A 19,363-nucleotide genomic window follows, 5' to 3' on the forward strand; every position below is an offset into this window, starting at 1 on the left:
GCTCTTCCTCGATCAGCTTCTTGATCGGCTCCGCCAGTTCCGGCCGCACCTGCGGTGGCGCTTTGGTCGGCCGGTAGTACACCGTCCGACGCGGCACCCGGAACCAGCGGCACAGCTTGGCCACCGGCACCTCAAACCCGTCGTCCTTCAGTCCCTGCTGGATCGAGTTGATCAACTCTCGTCCTTGCCCAGCAGGGACTGCAATTTTCTTCGCGCGCGCAGCTCCAGCATGGCCTCGCCATAGGCTTCCTGCAGGTCCTTGAGCTGGCGCTCGTACTGCTCCCGCACGTCCTCAGGCTTGGCCCGCAGCGCGTTCTCCATGCCCGCCTTGGCGTGGTCCATCCACTCCTCGATCTCGGACGGGGCTAGATCGAACTGCCGACTCGCCTCCGAGACCGTGGTCTTGCCCTGGATGATCTCCAGCACCAGCGCCGACTTCCGTCGGGCGGTCCAACGCTTGATTTCCTCTTCCATCATCACGTTCATGGGTTGCTCCTTGGCAACGTACCACCTGAGCCGGAAATCACTGGGTCATTACACGCGCCAGTGGAGGGCGAAAAAGTGTGATGTTGTGCCGTGGGACTCTTGAGTCCGGCAGCTTTTCGGGCAATGCTTTCCTTGCGCCGTCTGGGGAGACGGGCAACGGAGCGCGGCCAGGAGCCGCCTGCAAGGGGAGCCGGATGTACAAGACTGTGATTGGCCGCTGCGTCGCGGCCGGCGTTGCTCTGTTGATGGCATACGCAGCGGCTGCTCAGGAAGCGCCGCTGATGCCGTATCAGGAGTACGACAAGAGGATCCGCTCTGCGGAGATCGTCGCGCCACTCAAGTCCGATCTCTTTGGCGAGCAGATCAGCCTGCACGATGGGACGACCGAGTTCGTGGTCACGGATGTCGATGTTCCCGGCAACAGCGGGCTGCCTGTCCGCCTCACTCGCCGCCTCAGGATCGACTCGAAGAAAGAGGGTGAGAATCTCGGCGGGTTCGGCATATGGGACATCGATGTGCCGTACATGTACGGGATATTCGACGGCCGCGGGAAATGGAACGCCGCGGGAAACGGCTCTACCAAGCGTTGCTCAACGATGTGGATGCCAGATATCCGACATCCCTTTGATTACAACGAGGTCTGGTCGGGCATTAAGGTTCACATGCCGGGAGGCGGGGACAACGAGGTTCTGTGGATCGCAGCGACTGAACAGTCAGTCCCCACGGACGGCAAGACCTACAACTGGGGTACGCGTGACAAGCTGCGGTTTTCCTGCAAGTCCAGTACTTCGAACGGCTACGGCGGGGAGGGTTTTGTAGCGGTGGACGCGGACGGCACCCGCTACACCTTCGATATTGGGCTCGAGCGCGGAGCCGGCATTATGGAAGAGCGTACCGGAGGGCGTTTTGCTCGGGTCGCGGTCTACCTCATGGCCAGCAGGGTCGAGGATCGCTTCGGCAACTGGGTGTCTTACAGCTACGACGGCGACCGATTGTCGAGTATCACTTCGAGCGACGGAAGAACCATATCGCTGAGCTACTCAACGGACGGAAAGATCACTTCTGCCACTGCAAACGGCCGGACGTGGACGTATGGCTACTCCAGTGCGTTCTTCGGTGAGGGTTTGGCTTCGGTAACGCAGCCCGATGGGTCGAAGTGGGACTACACGTACTCGAACAACCTTTGGCCCGTGTACTTGAAGCCGGACTTCGTCAACGACAGCTTCTGTTTGGAGCCTGATCCGCCGAAGTCCCCTGATTTTACTCTGACCGCCGGCCACCCGTCCGGGGCACGGGGAGTGTTCAAGTTCTCTCATAAGCGTAGGTGGCGGCAGGGCGTTCCCCGCAACTGCGTCATAGAGAACATCGACGGCGCGATTTACTCGAAGCTGGCGATCCCGAATTACTACGATGTGTGGGCCATCCAGGACAAGCAGATCTCTGGGCCGGGTACACCCGCACTGAAGTGGACATACGGCAACGGGAACGGGGTGGTCACGAATCCGGACGGCAGTTCCGTGGTCCACAGCTATGGAAACCAGTTTGGAGTCAACTCCGGACGCCTTCTTTCCACCTCCGTCCGCAGCTCTTCCGGGACGGTCCTGCGCTCGGAGGTGAACACGTATGTGACCGATGCGGAAGCAGCATCGATGCCGTTCCCGGACGGTTTTGGAATGCTCTCTGCCAGTGACGATCCTTCCCTCAAGGTTAACCGGCCCTTGCGCAGGACCGTCGTCAGCCAACAGGGGCAGACGTTCAACAACTACGTCGGTCAGTACGACAGCCTGGCGCGCCCAACGCAAGTAACCCGCTCCAGCTCGCTGGGAGGCAGCAGGACCGAGGCAACGACCTACCACGACAATCGCTCACGGTGGGTCTTGGGTCAGCTTGCAAACCTGACCGTCAACTCTGCTGTCGGAACGGAAATCAGTTACGACAGCCTGGCCCGCCCAACCGTCTTCAAGCACTTTGGAAGGGTGGTGCAGACCCGCTCCTACCATGCGGACGGGACTGTCGCGACCGTCAAGGATGGCCGCAACAACACCACGACACTCTCGAGTTGGCACCGCGGCATTCCGCGCAGCATCGGCTATGCCGACGGCAAGAGCCAGACGGCGGTTGTGGACGGCAACGGCTGGGTCACCCGGGTCACGGATGAGAACGGTTACCCCACCAACTACACGTATGACGTGATGGGGCGGCTGGCCAGCATCGTCTATCCCACCTCCGACAGCACTGCGTGGAACAAGACCACGCAGACCTTCGCCCGGATTGACGCAAGCGAATATGGCATTCCGGCAGGCCATTGGCGGCAGACGGTCGCCACCGGTAACGGGCGCAAGATCAGCTACTTCGACGCCTTGTGGCGTCCAGTGGTAGTGCGCGAGTTCGACACCAACAACAGCTATTCGAACCGGTTCACGCGTTACACCTATGATCACGACGGCCGGGTGACGTTCGCCTCCTACCCCAGCACGGTCGACAACCCGACCACCGGCACCCGCACCACCTACGACGCACTTGGCCGTCCGACACAGGTCATCCAGGACAGCGAGTTGGGCAAGCTCACCACGCGGACCGAGTACCTGTCCGGTTTCCGCACCCGGGTGACCAACCCCCGCGGCAAGCAGACCACAACGTCCTTCCTGGCCTTCGATCAGCCGACTACTGACTGGCCGGTGTCCATCAGCCACCCGGAAGGGGTGTTCACCGACATCGGACGGGACGTGTTCGGCAAGCCCACGGCGATCACCCGCCGCAATTCCAACAGTTCGATCGCGGTCACCCGCAACTACGTGTATGACGCCAACCAGCAGTTGTGCAAGACGCTGGAGCCGGAAACCGGCGCCACATTGGTGGACTACGACGCGGCCGGCAACATCGCCTGGTCGGCCAGCGGCTTGAACCTGCACACGCTGACCTGCAACCGCAGCAGCGTGGCAGCTGGCTCACGGGTGAACCGCACCTACGATGCACGCAACCGGCTCACCACGCTGACCTTCCCGGACGGCAACGGCAATCAAAGCTGGGTCTATACCCCCGACGGCCTGCCCAGCCGGGTGACCACCTACAACGACGACGGGCTGACCACCGCGGTCAACGCCTACACCTACAACAAGCGGCGGCTGCCAACCGAGGAAAGCATCAGCCAGCCCGGGCTGTACACCTGGGTCTTCGGCTACGGCTACAACGCCAATGGCCATCTGGCGACGCATAGCTACCCCGGCAACCTGACCGTCGACTACGCCCCCAATGCCCTGGGTCAACCGACGAAGGCCGGCACGTACGCCACCGGCGTGAGCTATTTCCCCAACGGGGCGATGAAGCAGTTCACCTACGGCAACGGCATCGTGCACACGCTGGTGCAGAACGCGCGCGGGCTGCCGGACCGCAGTCGCGATGCGTACGGCAGCCTGGTGGTCCACGACGACGGCCTCGATTACGACGCCAACGGCAACGTCATGGCGATTACCGATGGCGCCAACGCCGGGCGCGGCAACCGCGACATGAGCTACGACGGCCTGGACCGGCTGACCGGTACGGTATCGCCGATGTTCGGCACCGCCGTGTACGGCTATGACGTGCTGGACAACCTGACCCGGGTGAAGGTGGCCGGGCGCGATCACACCTACGGCTATGACGCCCGCCAGCGCCTGACCAACGTGATGGACACCGTCGGCGGTGCCAGCGTGATCGGGTTGGGTTACGACGTCCGCGGCAACTTGGCCAACAAGAACGGGGTGGAATTCCAGTTCGATCATGGCAATCGCCTGCGCGAGGTGATTGGCAAGGAGTACTACCGCTACGACGCCCATGGCCGAAGGATCGAGGCCACGCACCCCGCGTCCGGCAGCATTTTCTCGATGTACGGGCAGGACGGAGTACTGCGCTACCAGGAGGACTATCGCCGACGCAAGGCGATCCAGTATGTCCACCTCAACGGCAGCTTGGTGGCGGAGGTCAGCGACACAGCCTCGGTGCCGGCCGCGCCGACGCTGACGGTGCCTGCGACCAGCAACAACGGCAGCTATGCCGTCAGTTGGACCAGCACCAGCGGTGCCGAGACCTATCGGCTTGAGGAAAGCCGTAACGGCGGTGTCTGGGCTGAGGTTACCGAGCGCACGACCCTGAGTTGGAGTACGAGCGGGCGGAGCAACGGTACCTACCGCTACCGCGTTCGTAGCTGTGCGATGGGTTGCTCGGGCTACTCGGCGATCAAGACGGTCACCGTGGCGCTGATTCCACAGGGCAAGCCGACATTGACTGCGCCCGCCTACGTGACGGTCGGCAACTACACGGTCAGTTGGACCGCCGTATCGCTGGCGAGCCGGTACGAGTTGCAGGAGCAGGCCAACGGCGGTACCTGGACTCGGATCCACAATGCGGCGGGTGGCAGCAAGGCGGTATCCGGTAAGGCCAGCGGTACCTACGGCTATCGGGTCCGCGCGTGTAACGACCACGGCTGTGCTGGCTGGAGCGCGGCAAAGGCGGTGTCAGTAGAGTTGCCACCGGCAGCGCCGCCGAGTTTGACAGTGCCAGCCCAGGGGTTGAGCGGGGCTTACACCGTCAGCTGGAGCAGTGCGGCTGGCGCGACCAGCTACACGCTGGAGGAAAGTGCCAACGGCGGAAGCTGGACCAGCGCCTACAACGGAGCGGCGACCAGCAAAGCCTACAGTGGCAAGGCTGCAGGCATTTATGCGTACCGGATCAAGGCCTGCAACCCGGCGGGCTGCAGCGCAGTGTCCGCGAGCAAGAGTGTCCAAGTGGTCTACCCACCATCGGCGCCCCCCGCGCTGACGGTGCCGGCCACCAACTCCAGTGGCAGTTACACGGTCAGCTGGACGGCCGTGTCGGGCGCGACCAAGTACCAGCTGCAGGAGCGCTTGGCGGGTGGCAGCTTCGCCACCATCCACGATGCATCGGGGGCCAGCAAGGCGATCTCCGGCAAGGCGACGGGAACGTACGAGTATCGGATCCGGGCCTGCAACGCCGCTGGCTGCGGAGGTTACAGCGCAGGCAAGAGCACCGCTGTGACCCGTCCGCCGACTTCGGCGCCGACACTGACTGCGCCCACCAGCAACACGACGGGCAGCTATACCGTCAGCTGGGCGGCGGTGTCGGGCGCGACCAGGTACCAACTACAGGAGCGGCCGGCGGGCGGTAGCTTTGCCACCATCCACGATGCCTCAGGAACCAGCAAAGGCGTCTCCGGCAAGGCAACCGGCACCTACGAGTATCGGATTCGCGCCTGCAACGCCGGGGGGTGTGGCAGCTACAGCGCGGTGAAATCGACCCAGGTGACCCGTCCCCCGACGGCCACACCAACGGTGACGGCCCCCGCGAGCAGCACGAGCGGCAGTTATACGGTCAGCTGGACGGCCGTTGGCGGTGCGAACAACTACCGGCTGCAGGAGCGCAAGCAGGGCGGCAGCTGGAGCGAGATCCATAACGCGTCCGGCCGCAGCAAGGCGGTCTCCGGAAAGGCGTATGCCACTTGGGAGTACCGGGCGCGGGGCTGTAATGCCGGGGGTTGTGGAGGGTACTCGGCGGTCAAGGCGGTGGTGGTCGCGCCGCCACCGCCGCCGGTGCCGACCGGCCTAAGCGTCACGCAATCCAGTGCGTGGATGTGCCGAATTACCTGGAACTTTGTGTCGGGCGTCTCGCGCTATGAGCTCGCTGGTTCGGGCGGAGTGATCTACCAAGGGCCGATCAACAGCTTCAATTGGGATGCGCAGTGCGACAGTTCCTATAAGGTGAGGGCGTGCAGTGAGCACAGCTGCTCAGCATGGTCAGCGCCGGCGTACCCGGTACCGGGAGGTCCCGGGGGGCCTGGTAAGCCGTTCGGGGCAGAGACGCCGGAGATCGCAGAAGGAGGTGAGGAGTGATCTCCCGCTTCCTGACAGGCGTGATTCTCTTCGCCGGGATCGGTGCCGCGAATGCGAAGGAAATCAGATACATCCACACTGATGCATTGGGGAGTGTTGTAGCCGTCACAGATGTCAGCCGTTTTGTCACTGAACGGCGGGAGTACGAACCTTATGGAACGCAAAACGCACCAACACTTAATGATGGGGCCGGATACACAGGACATGTTGAGGACAGCGCTACTGGCTTGATATATATGCAGCAGCGCTATTACGATCCGGGGATCGGGAGGTTCCTTAGCGTTGATCCGGTGACCGCATTGGACAGTGGCGATATGCGGCTCTTCAATCGCTACGCATACGCTTTCAACAACCCGTACACGTTCATCGACCCGGATGGACGAGCATCGGGGGCAGCAGCTAAAGATATGGGTCGAATGATCCGTGCTCTTTGGAACAGCAAAGGAGACCCAGATAAGTTTGGGCAACTCTATAAACAATACGCTGACGAAGGCAGGGCAAAGGACAAAATTATTTTAGATGTTGGCGCAGACTTGACCTCAGTCGGGATACTAAAAGATGCTGGCGAAGTAACGATTGAAGTGGCAAATGATGGAGATGCCACAGGGCAAGGAGCAGGGGCATTGGTCGGTGAAGCCGTTGGTGCGTATGTCGAGAAAAAGCTCGACGGCAAGATCGGCGGGGACGCAGCATCTGCCGCAGGGGCTGCAGCTGGAATGGCCATTGGCGATGCAGTAGAAGCTGGCGTGAATCGTTCATCGAGTAGCTCATCTGGAGCTCCACAACCGCAGCAATCGGCTCCAACACCAATTAATTTACGCGACCAAGGATAGTAGTGCTTCGCGTGCCTCTCCTCTTCAGTGACGGAAAAATGACATCTTTGAATTTCGCACGAATTCTTAAATTTGCCTTGCTACTCTTGGTTCTTCGAGTCGCAATTAGTATTGTTCTTGAATCCGGGGTCATGCCAGATCAATCCGAGATGCAGGTGTTTGTTGCATATTCATTGGGCCGCGTGATTGAGGCGATTGTCATCATTCTTCTGTTTGCTAAGTTCGCTCGCATGCAGAAGAGGTTGCCGTATATTCATGCTGCTTCGATCATTGTCGCGCATGAGCTCATCGGAACCCTGTTGTTGTTAGTTATTGGTGTTAGCAGATCCGACTCGCCTCTGTGGTGGGTTGACTGGATCGTCGTGGTGGTGTCGGCTCTTGTTGGAACCAGAATTGGCCGAAGATTGAATCCGTAAGCTTCCCCACCACGTAGAGTCCTCAGAAGTAGAACTTTCTGGCATGTTCCCGCCAGGAGGTTCCCATGAAGAAATCGCGGTTCACCGAGACGCAGATCGTCGCCATTCTCAAGCAGGCCGGCGCCGGCGTGCCCGTCAAGGACATCTGCCGGCAAGCCGGCATCAGCGTGCCGACGTACTACAAGTGGAAGTCGAAGTACGGGGGCCTTGAGGCGTCCGAGCTGCGGCGGGTCAAGGAGCTGGAAGCCGAGAACAGCCGGCTCAAGCGGATGTACGCGGAGCTGGCACTGGACGCGGCCGCGATGAAGGACCTGATCGCAAAAAAACTGTAGGGCCGGCGCGCAAGCGCGAGGCGGTGCGGTACCTGGTACAGGTGCACGCGCGGCCGGTGCCGGTGCGCCGGTCCTGTGCCTGGATAGGGCTCTCGGAGGCAGCCTGGTACCGCCCGCCGCTGGACTGGACGGTGCGCGACGGGGAGATCATCGCGGCCCTGTCGAAGCTGGTGCAGGACCGCCCCAGCCGAGGGTTCTGGAAGTGCCGCGCGTTCCTGCGCCGCAGCCATCCGGAATGGAACCACAAGCGGATCTATCGGGTGTACAAGGCCATGAAGCTCAACCTGCGGCGCGCTGCCCGGCGCCGGCTGCCCAAGCGCGAGCGCGTACCGCTCTACGTCCCGCGGCTGCCCGACACCGTCTGGTCGGCGGATTTCATGTCCGACGCGCTGGCGTGCGGGCGACGGTTCCGGACTTTCAACGTGGTCGACGACTTCAACCGCGAGGCGCTGCACATCGAGGTCGATACGTCGATCAACTCCGCCCGCCTGGTGCGCATTTTCGAGCAACTCAAACGCGACCATGGCTTGCCGCAGGTGCTGCGCACCGACAACGGTCCCGAGTTCCTGGGTGAGACCTTCATCCAGTGGGCCAAGGCCAACGCCATGGCCATCCAGTACATCCAGCCCGGCAAGCCGAACCAGAACGCCTACATCGAGCGCTTCAACCGGACGTTCCGCGAGGAGATCCTGGACCAGCACCTGTTCGCCCGGCTCGACGATGTGCGCGAAGCATCCTACTGGTGGATGCTCGAGTACAACGAGGAGCGTCCGCATGAATCGCTAGGGAACCTGACCCCTAGCGAATACCGTCACCAACGCGCCGGAGGTTCTACTTTTGAACTCTGTGCTTGACGGGGAAGCTTACGAACCCTTCCGCTTGCGACTCTCGTGGAACTTCCGGATCACCGCCGCAAGCTCGTCGTCTTCGGCGTAGAAGTAGGCCACCGGCTGACCAAGGACGTCCGCCAGGCGCTCCAGCGTCTGGAGGTCTGGCTGGTGGACGCCCGCTTCGTAACGGTTGATGCGGGTGCTTGCGACGAATTCGTCCAGCCCGGCCTCGATCCCCAGATTGCGCTGGGAAATGCCGAACGCCTCCCGCGCTTCGCGCAGGCGGCGACTGTAGACCGGTAGCTGTTTCCTGCCAGGCAAGCGTCTTCACTTTCTGAAGTTCCCCGCAGGGGAGCTTCGGAAAGCGGGCGCGACTTGGATACTACGTTTAACGTAGATGGCTTTCCCGATACGTTGCCAAGGGCATCCGGGGGCTCAGCGCTCCGGCCCGAACCTGGCAATCATTCGAGCCAGCGCATCGCTCTCCGCATAGAAGTACGCGAGCGGAAGTCCGAGCGCGTCAGCCAACCGCTGCTGGATGGGGAGGGCGGGTTGATGCACGCCCATCTCATAGCGATTGATCCGGGCACTCGCCACGAACTCGTCGAGTCCGATCTTGATGCCCAGGATCCGCTGCGAAATGCCGCAGGCCTCCCGCGCCTCGCGTAGCCGGCGGGCGAACACAGGCAGCGGTCGTTTCCCAGTCAATCGTGCGCCATCCCCAAGTGGTTCGTTGGGGAGCTTCGGAAAGACCGCTTGACTCCGACACTACGGATTACGTAGTGTCTGGATCACTGCTACGTTAAACGTAGCAGTGGGGCGACTTGGGACCGGGTTTTTCGAAGCACAGCGACCGCTGCTACGCGGTCGCGCTGCATGCCTCGCCAACGGACTCCAGGTCTGGCCAATCACCAACCGGAGATGCTGCATGTCGAACGACAAGGACTTTGTTGTGAGTGGCTTGGGCCAAGAGATGCGTGGCCACTTGGAAGCTGCTGGCCGCGAGACTGCGGGTGGCTGGCGCATGCGGCAGAAATCGTTTGGGTCGCGCGGCACGAGAAGTGGCATGGCTCGCAGTCTTCTTGCGGTCGCTGTCGCCGCATCGTTGCTCCCGCAACACGCCGCACTGGCGCAGGAGCCATCCTCATCCGTGGAGGCACGCGGCGCAGATGCGTCGGCTGAGGCCACCATGGTCACCGAGCCCGACACTACTGCGACCGAACTCGAAACCATCCAGGTCACCGGTACCCGCATCAAGGGTGGCTCGGTTCCGTCGCCGCTCATCGCGATCGGCGTGGAGCAGATCCGGGAGGAGGGCTTCGCCGACCTTGGCGAGGTGATCCGGAGCATTCCCCAGAACTTCTCGGGCGGGCAGAACCCCGGCGTGGCCGGCGGCGCGACCGCCGGGGCAGGGGGGCTCGCCAACCAGAACGTCACCGGCGGGTCGTCACTGAACCTGCGCGGGGCAGGCCCGGATGCGACGCTGACGCTGCTCAACGGACGCCGGCTGTCGTACGGCGGGTTCGTGCAGGGCGTCGATATCAGCGCGATTCCTGTCGAGGCGGTGGAACGGATCGAGATCGTCGCCGACGGTGCGTCCGCGATCTATGGGTCCGATGCAGTTGGAGGCGTGGGCAACGTCATTCTGCAGCGCGACTACGACGGTGTCAGGCTCGGCACGCGCTACGGCGGCGCGACAGGCGGTGGGGCGGACACACGCGAGTACACGATGACAGCGGGGACGACGTGGCAGGGCGGCGGAGTGATCTCCACGTTCAAGGATGTGTCGGTGGATCCGGTGTTCGCGCGGCAGCGGGAGTACACCCGCTACATGTCCGACCGCTCCACGCTGTGGCCGGGGAGCGGGTTGCAGAGTGGTCTGGCAAGCGCGCACCAGGCGATTGGGGGTTCCGTCGAGTTGCGCCTGGATGCTCTGAAAACCAAGCGCAACCAGACCCTCTATCCATACAACACCGATGCCCTGCCGTACTACAACGTGCTGACGCCCAAGTCCACGGTGACCCTGGTCTCCCCCGTCGTCGAAGTGGCGTTGCGGAACGACTGGACGCTGCAGCTTGGCGGGGCCGTGGGAGAGGATCGGCTCGTCAACCGCCACGCACGAGTGGACCTTGGGACGGGCGCGCTGACCCAGATGCTCAACGATTGCTTCTGCAACGAGATCCTTACCTACGACGTCGGGGCGGAGGGGCCGGTGTTCTCCCTGCCTGGCGGCGACACGCGCCTTGCCGTGGGTGCCGGGTACCGGCGGAACGATTTTGCGCAGCACAACTATCTGGCTGGAGTGAGCGCCGTGGAGGGGAGCGAGGCCAGCCGCTTTGCTTATGCCGAAATCAACCTGCCGATCCTGGGGCGGGAGCCAGGGTCCTCCGGAGCACGGCTGGAACTCAGCCTGGCTGCGCGCAAGGAGGATTACGACAGTTTCGGCAGCATGACGACACCCAAGGCAGGCCTGATTTACGGCCCGAGCCCGGACTTCACGATCAAGGGCTCCTGGGGAAGGTCGTTCAAAGCGCCAACGCTGTTCCAGCGCTTCTGGACGCGGCAGACGATCCTTGACCCGGCCACCTACTACGGCGGTGTTGGCTATCCCGACGACGCAACCGTGCTGTCCCTGGGGGGTGGAAACCCGGACCTTGGCGCGGAGCGGGCGACGACCTGGAGCGCCTCGCTGGCGATCCATCCGGAGGCCATCCCCGGATTGGAAGCGGAGCTGACCTGGTTCGATATCGACTACACCGATCGCGTCGTCCAGCCCATGGCCAACTACAGCCAGTCGCTGGGCGACCCGCGGTACGACCGGTTCATCACGTATTCGCCGACTCAGGAGGAGCTCGAGCAGGCCTTGGCCCAAGCCGACCTGTTCTACAACCGAACCGGCGAGCCGTTTGATCCGGGGAGGGTGGTGGCGATCCGGTACGGGCAGTTCACCAACGTTGCGCGCCAGCGGATCCATGGCCTGGACGTGTCCGCGTCGTACCGGATGGACATGGGGCCTGGACGGCTTTCGCTCCGCGGATCAGCGAGCTGGCTCGACAGCTCGCAACAGCCGTCACCGGCCGAGGACGCGTACGACCTCGCAGGCATGCTGTACAGCCCTGCGGAGGTCAACGGACGAGTTGGGGCGGTGTGGTCGCAGGGCGGATTCAGTGCCTCCGGCTTCCTCAACTACACCAGTGGTGTAACGAATGCGTTGGTGCCAGGGCGTACGGAGAAGACCTCGTCGTTCACCACGCTGGACGCAACGCTGCTGTACGCCACAGGACCGGGGGAGGGCGCATGGTCGGACGTGGAAGTGTCGCTTGCCGCGCAGAACCTGCTTGACCGGGACCCGCCGTTCCACACGCCAAGCGCACTCGACCACCCTCCTTACGACTCCACCAATTACTCCGGCATGGGCCGGTTCGTGAGCGTCTCGATATCGAAGCACTTCTGAGGTGCCTGGCCCCGCAGGGGGTGCAAGCAAGAGCGTGCTGACCGGATGGAGGAGAGGTGGAGCGATGGACGCAGTACGGCGGCGAGTGAAAGTCTTGGTGGCGAGCGCAGGGATGGTGGTCTGGATGATCTCGAGCTCTGCAGGTGCGCAGGCCATCTCTCCCACGCGGCTCGTGGAGATGGCGGACCTGTCGTCGCCCGTGATCTCGCCAGACGGGCGCCGGGTTGCGTTCCGTGTGGAGAGCGCATCTGTTGCCCGCAATGCCTACGAGTCGGTCTGGTACGTCCAGGACCTGGACGGCGGCGTGCCTCCTCGCAAGGTCGGCGACGGCGGTGTTCCGCTCCGGGACTCGGCCGGAGTCACTTTGCCGGCGACGGTGCATTGGTCGCCCGATGGGCGATATGTCTACTACATGGCGATGCTTGGGAGCAGGGTGGACATCTGGAGGGCGGCTGCGGATGGTTCTGGCGCCGAGCCACTTACGTTCGACCCGGCCGATGTCCGTGACTTCGCGCTGGCCGAGGACGGGAGAACGTTGAAATACAGTGTCGGCGCCACCCACGAGGAGGTGGTCCGGGCAGAGCAGGCCGAGTACGAGCGCGGGATCAGGGTCGACGAAAGCGTGCCGGTTGGTGCTCCCTTGTTCCGCTCCAGCCTGGTCACGGGCCGAGCGGCGACGCAGCGATACACGGGTGCATGGTTCGCGCGTGGTCCGCTTCTTGCTCATGTACCGGATCGCTGGCGGGAACTCGACCTGGAGTCCGGAACGTCCCGGGAAGTGGAGCCGCCGAGGGAACCACCCAGCCCGGGGAGCCTGGATCTTCCGGACGGAATGCCAGCGCCTTCGCGGGTCGAGGAGCATCTGCCGACGGGGCGCATCGCGTTGGTGACGCCGCTTGCGCGGGAAGACGGCGCCGGTCCGCAGGATGCGGGCCGCCTGTCCGTGCTGATCCGTTCGCCGACAGGGCGCCTAGTCGAATGCCAAGCGGAGGCTTGCGTCGGAAAGTGGATCACCGGTACCAGCTGGCTTCCCGACGGCCAAGAACTGCTCTTCACCGTCACGAGCCGGAAGGACGGGCTCGCGCAATCCATCTTCCGATGGAACATCGCGACCCGCCAAGTGCATCTGGTGATGCAGTCGACCGGGTTGGTCAACGGTGGTCGGAACCATCGCAGCGACTGCGGTGTGTCCGCCAAGGTGCTGGCCTGCGTCGTGGCGAGGGCTGACCATCCGCCGCGGCTGGAGAAAATAGACGTACGGACAGGGCGGAACACGGTGTTGTTCGATCCAAACGCCGCGTTGGCGGCTGACTTTTCCAAAGCCGTGTCGGTCCGCCTGCTCCAGTGGAGCGACAACAAAGGGACTGCGTACTCGGGCCAGCTGTTCATCGGAAGGGCCCGCGGTGCGACGAAGCAGCCGCTGTTCATCACCTACTATTTCTGTCCGGGATTTCTGCGGGGCGGGCTTGGCGATGAATGGCCACTTGCATCCCTTGCCGAGCGCGGAATCCTGGCCCTGTGCATCAATGCACCCCCGTATCAGCCGGACCCCGTCGGCAGGTACAACCAGGGCCTGGAGGCGATCACCCGGATTGTCGACGAGTTGGCGGCCGAGGGATTGGTGGATTCCTCAAGGGTTGGCATGGGGGGATTGAGCTTCGGAAGCGAGATGGCCCTGTGGGCTGCCGTAGAGACGGATCTCCTTGCAGCGGTGTCGGTGACATCACCCTCGGCGTCGCCGTTGTACGCCTTGATGGGCAGCCTGAAAGGCGACGTCTTTTCCGCCAGCTTCCGCAGAGGGTGGGGCTTGGGCTCAGTGGATGAAACGCCCGAGCAGTGGAAGCGCGTGTCACCGGCCTTCAACGTCGAGCGGATCCAGGCGCCGGTGTTGTTCCAGATGCCGGAGGAGGAGTACCTGTACGGACTCGATTACATCGTCCCGTTGATCAAGGCGGGCAGGGCGGACCTGTACGTGTTCCCCGACGAGCCACACCAGAAGTTCCAGCCACGACACAAGGTGGCGGCGTACGAGCGGAACATCGACTGGTTCCGGTTCTGGCTGCAGGGGTTCGAGGACCAGTCCGCCAGGAAGGCAGGCCAGTACAGGCACTGGCGGGAGTTGACGGGCGATTCCGTACGGCACGCCAGTGCAGGAGAGCAAGGCGGGCCCTAGCCTTGATGGCGCACCCAGCTCTCAACCGTGCAGAGGGTGAACGTCCGCATGAACGACTCATCCCGCGGCGCCGGAGGGCGGGAGAAGAACACCTCGAGCGCCTCAGGGTCGATCAGTCCACGGGCGCGGAGTTCACCACCAAGCAGGAAGTCCCGTATTTCGCTCCTGTTGCGCTGGTAAACCGCACCGCAGTATTGGGTGAAGCTGCCTTTGCTGCGCCGGTTGATGACCTCGGCTGGCAGGACATCCGAGAAGGCGGTCCTGGCGATGGAGCGGTCGCGTCCTCCCTTGATCCACATCCACGAGGGAACCCTCAGGCAGGTTTCGACAACAGGTTGGGAGAGTAGCGGCAGCCGGAGCCGATACTCCATGGCGCGGAACACTCCTTCCTTCAACAACTGCGTTCCCGCGAGGTCGAATACACGCTCTCTGTCTCCCGGCAGCGCGTGGTCTGGAGCGTCGAACCAAGGGTGGGGATCGGGAAGATCCACTCTTGCCTCCAGCGAGACAAGGGTGTGGTCTGCCCGGCAGGGGGGCCTCGGTGGCCCAGCCAGCTTCTTCAGCGTCAAACGGGCGGCCTTCCACAGCGTGCACTGGTACAGATCGGACAAGTCCCGGATGGCAGTCAGGCAGGCCCTGGAACCAAGCGCCCTGAATGCATCCGCGGCAGGTGAGGCGTTATGCAGATAGCAGAACACCGTGTCGCCTCCGCCACCCGAGTAGAAGCTTGTGAAGCTCTCCCGCTCGGCGAAGCTCATCGCGACCTGGTCTGCCGTGTATTGCAGCGGAGCTACGCCAGGGTTGGTCGCCCAGGGCGGAGGAGGGGCATCAATGCGGGCGTCCTCAACGCGCAGGGGCGCCGCATGGAGTGCGGTCCCGAGGAGGTTTGCCACCGGGCCGGCGTACTGTCTTTCGTCAGCCCCGGGTACCCCCGGTACGAAAGTGACGCATCCAACGCGGGCTTCCGAGTCGCGAAGGCATGCCGTGACGATCGAAGAGTCCAGTCCCCCGGATAGCTCCACGAGGACGGCCTCATCCACTTTACCCAGGCTGCCTACGACCGTCGCGACCGCATCGCGTACGTGCGCAGCAGCTTCGTCAGCGTTGGAAATGCGGGTAGCCGCGTCGATGAATGTCCACGGGCTCCAGGCGATCTCATCGGAAGCCTCCGATCCTTGTACACGTAGTGCGCATCCCGGCAGCAGCTCGCGTATGCCTGCCAGGGCGGTTCGCGCGGTTTTCAGATAGGGGTACGCCAGGTAGTGGGCCACGGACTCCCAGTCAATCTGCCGTGTGTACAGGCCAAGGCTGATGGCTAGGCTGATGTCCGATGTGACAAAGCGCGTGGCTGTTCCGCTCGAGTAGACGCAGGGGACCCCTCCTGAAGGATCACGGGTCACCACGACCGTCCCGGGGGACTCCCGCTGGACGAGGATGTACTCACCCCAGCATTGCTCAAGGACGAAAGCTCTCACTTCGTCCGGCGAGGCACCCGTCCGGATCTGGTTGGGGTGGGCGACCGCTGTGCCGTCCCGCAGGAAGAGGTGGCCGACGACGGCTCCGCCGCAGGGCATTTCAATGATGGGGGTGCCGCATGGCGCGAACAGGCGGATCGATCCGTTACGAAAGGCTTCCGAGAGTCCCAACGTGCCAGCCGCACCGATGTCGGAGGAGTGGCTTGCCGCAGGGTGCTCCAGAATTGCGACGTAGCGGCAGCTCATTTACACCACCCTGATTGGCGTATGTGACCTTGCGCTGCCGAGGGTGTCATTGAGAACCAGATCCCCGGCCTGGGCCCAGCAATGTGCGGCAAATGGCTCGTGGGTAACCCCAAACACGATGTTCGCGGAATGCTGCCGTCTCGCCAGAAAGCGCGTGAGCGCAAGCGAGTCCATGAGGCAACGAGGCTCGATCGGGACGTACAGGCGAGCGCGCTGGAAGACACTGGTGTGCAGAAGCAGGCGATCCTGCTGCCTTGGGCGAACTCCCGGGCGTGCGGACGCGTCATGCACTTTTCGGTATTGAACGACCGCATCCAGAACGTTTCTGAAGGGCTGGGTTCTGAGCATTCGCCTGCACGTCCATACGTCAGCCCACACTTCGGGTACGTGGAGCACTGCAGGCCGCTTCGTCTGCGATGGAAGCTCAGCTGCGCTCCGGCTCGGTTCGGCGTGTGCGCGCGCTGGTCCCGTAGCTTCCACCGGGACGGACGCCAGGATCTTTCGATCGGCGAGTTCCTGTAGCCGCTCGTCAGGGATGCCTGCTTTTCTGACGTGGCCGAGGAACGCACGCTCCAGGTGGTCAGGCAGGAGGAAATACCTGTCTGCATCGATATCCAGGAATATCGCGTGGTCGTCTATCACGCAGTACGAGAGGTTGGGTCGTGCTCTGTAACGCATGGTCGGACCTGTAAAAGAGGGCGCACCTTTCGGTGCGCCCTGCTGGTCAGTCCTCGGCAATTCCAGTGTGGGGAAACGCGCCAAGGATCTCGGTATTCCCATCCATCACTCCGTGTGTTTCGATGCTGGCAATGCCGAGGACGATCACATCTTCCGGTGCGTCATTCTGGACGCTCTCGCTCTTGTTCATCTCTGACTCCTTCGGTCTGCGCCACGGGGCGTTCCATGGCATGTCCAGCCTAGGAGTGGTGGTTTTCTATATTCAAATGATTTTTGGTTAATTCTGGGGCAGTTAATTCAGGGTGTTCATGTTTATGGCTGCGCCCCGGAGCACGCGTTCTGCCTGTACGAGCATGCGCTCGCTTTGAACGACGCGGAGTCAATGCAAGCGGTTGCTGCTCTCGTTGAGCAGGTCCACGGTCTGCGGCACGAGCGTTTTGCGGTGGCCGTAGTACTCCCTCAGCCGTCGCCGGAGAGCAGCCATGTCTCGCGCGCGCCAGGCGCGAGCTATCAAGAGAAGCTCTTCGAGTGGATCGTCGAGGAGGCTCTGCTTGGCGCGGCGTATCGGTGCCAGCTGGTCGTTGGCCTGTTTGACAGCGCGGTGAAGCGAACGCTGGCCCGTCGAAGCGGCGATTGCGTCGAACATCTTCCAGGTCAACTTCACCACGTCGTCGTCGGTGGAGGCGGACTCCAATTCCGGGAGCACTCGTGTGCCCGGGCGGGGCGCGCTGTCACATGCCATCAACAAGAGCCGCTCCATCCAGTCGTACAAGTCCCGCATCGCTACCTCGGTGAGCAACGGGACGTAAAAGCCACTGCGGGCGTGGTCGACGACCAGGCCTTCGCCCACCAGCCGGTACAACGCGAACAGAGCAGGAGTAGGGCTGGTTCGAAACTCTTCGGCCAGCGTGGCCGGGTCGATCCGCTGCCCGGGCATGTACCGTCCAGCCTGAAGTCCGCGGCGGACCTGCCGGTATAGAAATGCACTCTTGGAGTAGTTCGCACTCATCGCGGAATTCCATCTCTGCGCAATGCGGTCCTGCGCCGATACTACAAAGGCAGCGGCGGACGCGCTTTGTCCTCCCGATCACACATGGAGCAACGGGTGTCGTCCGGCATCCCGAGTGGCTGCGGCTACGGTGTCGTCGCGTCTACCCGACCGGCACTGCCGTCGTCGGCTATGAGTGCCGCCAGAGGCGCGCGGCGCTATGTTTGACCCAGCGACTTCTTCGAACCGGTGCGGTGGGCCAATGGCAAGCCAGCTTCCAGTGTTCAAAACCCGACTGCTGCGACCGGCAACGCCGGTGCGCGCCTCCTGGTCGTTCCTGCTCGTGCCGACGGAGGTCAGTGCCCGCCTGCCTGCCCGTGGGCTGGTAAGTGTCGACGGCACGCTCAATGGCCAGGCATTCCAGGCGACGCTGGAACCAGACGGGCAGGGCAGCCACTGGCTGAAGGTGCCGCGCAGCCTGCGGGAGGCCGCCGATGCAGCCGTTGGCGACACTGTCACCCTCCGCATCGCTCCGGTCGAGGAAGAGCCGGAGCCCAGGGTGCCGGCCGACTTGCGCAAGGCCCTGGCAGGCAATCCGCATCTCCGCGAACCTTGGAAAAGCCTCACCCCCGTGGCACGCCGTGACTGGATCTTCTGGATCACCTCGGCGAAGAAGCCCGAGACCCGGGCGCGCCGCATTGCCACTACCTGCGACATGCTCGCCTCGGGCAAGCGGCGCGTGTGTTGCTTTGATCGCTCCGGGGTGTACGGCAAGGGGTTGTCGGCACCGGAAGCGGCGGGCGGGTAGGGGCTTGGGGCGCGCCGGCCAAGCGTTGCGGCCGTCGCTGCGACGATATACGGTCCGGGTGCCGCAGGATCGCGGCCAGGCACATCAAGGAGGATGCATGTTCCGTATCGACAAGGACGGGATGGTGCGCAGCGCGCTCATTGAGGCGCGCCGATACCCATCCCTGGAGCGTGGCGACATGCCGGTGGTGAACGGCATCGTCGTCCACCAGACCGGCGGGTCCACCGCCCAGTCCACCTTCAACAGCTACGCCAACAGTACGGTTGGCGCCCACTTCCTCATCGACAAGACCGGGGCGATCTACCAGACCGCGTCGCTCCACAAACGGGCAAATCACGTCGGCCTGTTGCGCTCGCGGTGCCTGGAGCGGCACAACTGCCAGCCGGCCGAGCTCAAGCGCCTGCAGTCGGCCACCACGCTGCGCCAGCGCAGCACGATGGAGCACGGCAAGGCCTTCCCGGAGCGTTTTCTGTCCAATCGCGACAGCATCGGCATCGAGCTGATCGGCGAGTACAACCGGAATCCGGACTTCGGCACGATGCGCGGCGCCGACGAGTTCCTGTACGTCCCGGTGACCGACGAGCAGAACGCGGCACTGCGCTGGCTGGTCGGGGAGCTGCGCCGCACGCTCAGCGTCGCGGCGGAAGAGGTCTATCGGCACCCGCAGGTGTCCTACAAGACCCCGACCGAGGCGGCGACTGCGTCATGGTGACCGGGCTTCGGTTCCCGCTGGCCGCGGCAGCCGCGCTGATGCTTTGC

14 protein-coding genes are annotated in these 19,363 nt (G+C 63.3%); 8 read left to right on the top strand and 6 right to left on the bottom strand.

Features of this window, described 5'->3' with window-relative positions:
- Positions 1-171 precede the first annotated feature (171 nt).
- The gene (locus LY625_RS09720) at positions 172-486 is read right to left on the bottom strand and encodes a DUF1153 domain-containing protein (RefSeq protein ID WP_233739986.1); all 315 of its coding nucleotides are present in this window, start codon (positions 484-486) and stop codon (positions 172-174) included.
- Between the two features lie 194 nt (positions 487-680).
- Between LY625_RS09720 and LY625_RS09725 the strand changes: the two genes are divergently transcribed.
- The 4 genes from LY625_RS09725 to LY625_RS09740 all read left to right on the top strand — a co-directional run bounded on the left by LY625_RS09725 (position 681) and on the right by LY625_RS09740 (position 8,806).
- Entirely contained in the window at positions 681-6,371 is a 5,691-nt protein-coding gene (locus LY625_RS09725) for a hypothetical protein (RefSeq protein WP_233739991.1), read from the top strand.
- On the top strand, positions 6,368-7,204 hold the full coding sequence (locus LY625_RS09730; protein WP_233739998.1) for an RHS repeat-associated core domain-containing protein: 837 nt from the start codon (positions 6,368-6,370) through the stop codon (positions 7,202-7,204). Before LY625_RS09725 ends, LY625_RS09730 begins: the two co-directional genes overlap by 4 nt.
- Positions 7,205-7,215: 11 nt before the next feature.
- Positions 7,216-7,620: a hypothetical protein gene (locus LY625_RS09735; RefSeq protein ID WP_233740000.1), complete on the top strand. Its 405-nt coding sequence runs from the start codon at positions 7,216-7,218 to the stop codon at positions 7,618-7,620.
- Between the two features lie 65 nt (positions 7,621-7,685).
- Positions 7,686-8,806 (top strand): IS3 family transposase gene (locus LY625_RS09740; RefSeq protein WP_233740002.1). Its coding sequence is split into 2 segments (ribosomal slippage): positions 7,686-7,938 and positions 7,938-8,806, totalling 1,122 coding nucleotides; the frame shifts between segments, so codons are not numbered across the junction.
- 9 nt (positions 8,807-8,815) lie between these two features.
- Here the strand turns inward: LY625_RS09740 and LY625_RS09745 are convergent.
- Positions 8,816-9,103 (bottom strand): helix-turn-helix transcriptional regulator, encoded by a 288-nt coding sequence (locus LY625_RS09745; RefSeq protein WP_233740004.1) that lies wholly within the window; start codon positions 9,101-9,103, stop codon positions 8,816-8,818.
- Positions 9,104-9,217: 114 nt separating this feature from the next.
- Positions 9,218-9,466 (bottom strand): helix-turn-helix transcriptional regulator, encoded by a 249-nt coding sequence (locus tag LY625_RS09750; RefSeq protein ID WP_233740006.1) that lies wholly within the window; start codon positions 9,464-9,466, stop codon positions 9,218-9,220.
- A gap of 244 nt (positions 9,467-9,710) precedes the next feature.
- On the opposite strand from LY625_RS09750, the gene LY625_RS09755 reads away from it, so the two are divergent.
- The gene (locus LY625_RS09755) at positions 9,711-12,236 is read left to right on the top strand and encodes a TonB-dependent receptor (protein WP_233740011.1); all 2,526 of its coding nucleotides are present in this window, start codon (positions 9,711-9,713) and stop codon (positions 12,234-12,236) included.
- Positions 12,237-12,300: 64 nt separating this feature from the next.
- Entirely contained in the window at positions 12,301-14,409 is a 2,109-nt protein-coding gene (locus LY625_RS09760; protein ID WP_233740013.1) for an Atxe2 family lasso peptide isopeptidase, read from the top strand.
- On the opposite strand, the gene LY625_RS09765 is transcribed toward LY625_RS09760, so the two are convergent.
- From LY625_RS09765 to LY625_RS09775, 3 genes are all read right to left on the bottom strand, one after another.
- On the bottom strand, positions 14,406-16,130 hold the full coding sequence (locus LY625_RS09765; RefSeq protein WP_233740014.1) for an asparagine synthase C-terminal domain-containing protein: 1,725 nt from the start codon (positions 16,128-16,130) through the stop codon (positions 14,406-14,408). The genes LY625_RS09760 and LY625_RS09765 overlap by 4 nt on opposite strands.
- A 724-nt stretch (positions 16,131-16,854) precedes the next feature.
- On the bottom strand, positions 16,855-16,998 hold the full coding sequence (locus tag LY625_RS09770) for a hypothetical protein (RefSeq protein WP_233740015.1): 144 nt from the start codon (positions 16,996-16,998) through the stop codon (positions 16,855-16,857).
- Positions 16,999-17,187: 189 nt separating this feature from the next.
- The gene (locus LY625_RS09775; protein WP_233740016.1) at positions 17,188-17,817 is read right to left on the bottom strand and encodes a GntR family transcriptional regulator; all 630 of its coding nucleotides are present in this window, start codon (positions 17,815-17,817) and stop codon (positions 17,188-17,190) included.
- A 241-nt stretch (positions 17,818-18,058) separates the two neighbouring features.
- On the opposite strand from LY625_RS09775, the gene LY625_RS09780 reads away from it, so the two are divergent.
- Together LY625_RS09780 and LY625_RS09785 are read left to right on the top strand one after the other, a co-directional pair.
- Positions 18,059-18,604 (top strand): YdeI/OmpD-associated family protein, encoded by a 546-nt coding sequence (locus LY625_RS09780; protein ID WP_233740017.1) that lies wholly within the window; start codon positions 18,059-18,061, stop codon positions 18,602-18,604.
- A gap of 97 nt (positions 18,605-18,701) precedes the next feature.
- Complete coding sequence (locus LY625_RS09785) at positions 18,702-19,316, top strand: peptidoglycan recognition family protein (protein WP_233740018.1); 615 nt, start codon at positions 18,702-18,704, stop codon at positions 19,314-19,316.
- Positions 19,317-19,363 lie beyond the last annotated feature (47 nt).

Source organism: Lysobacter sp. GX 14042, from assembly GCF_021390425.1.
GTDB lineage: Bacteria > Pseudomonadota > Gammaproteobacteria > Xanthomonadales > Xanthomonadaceae > Novilysobacter.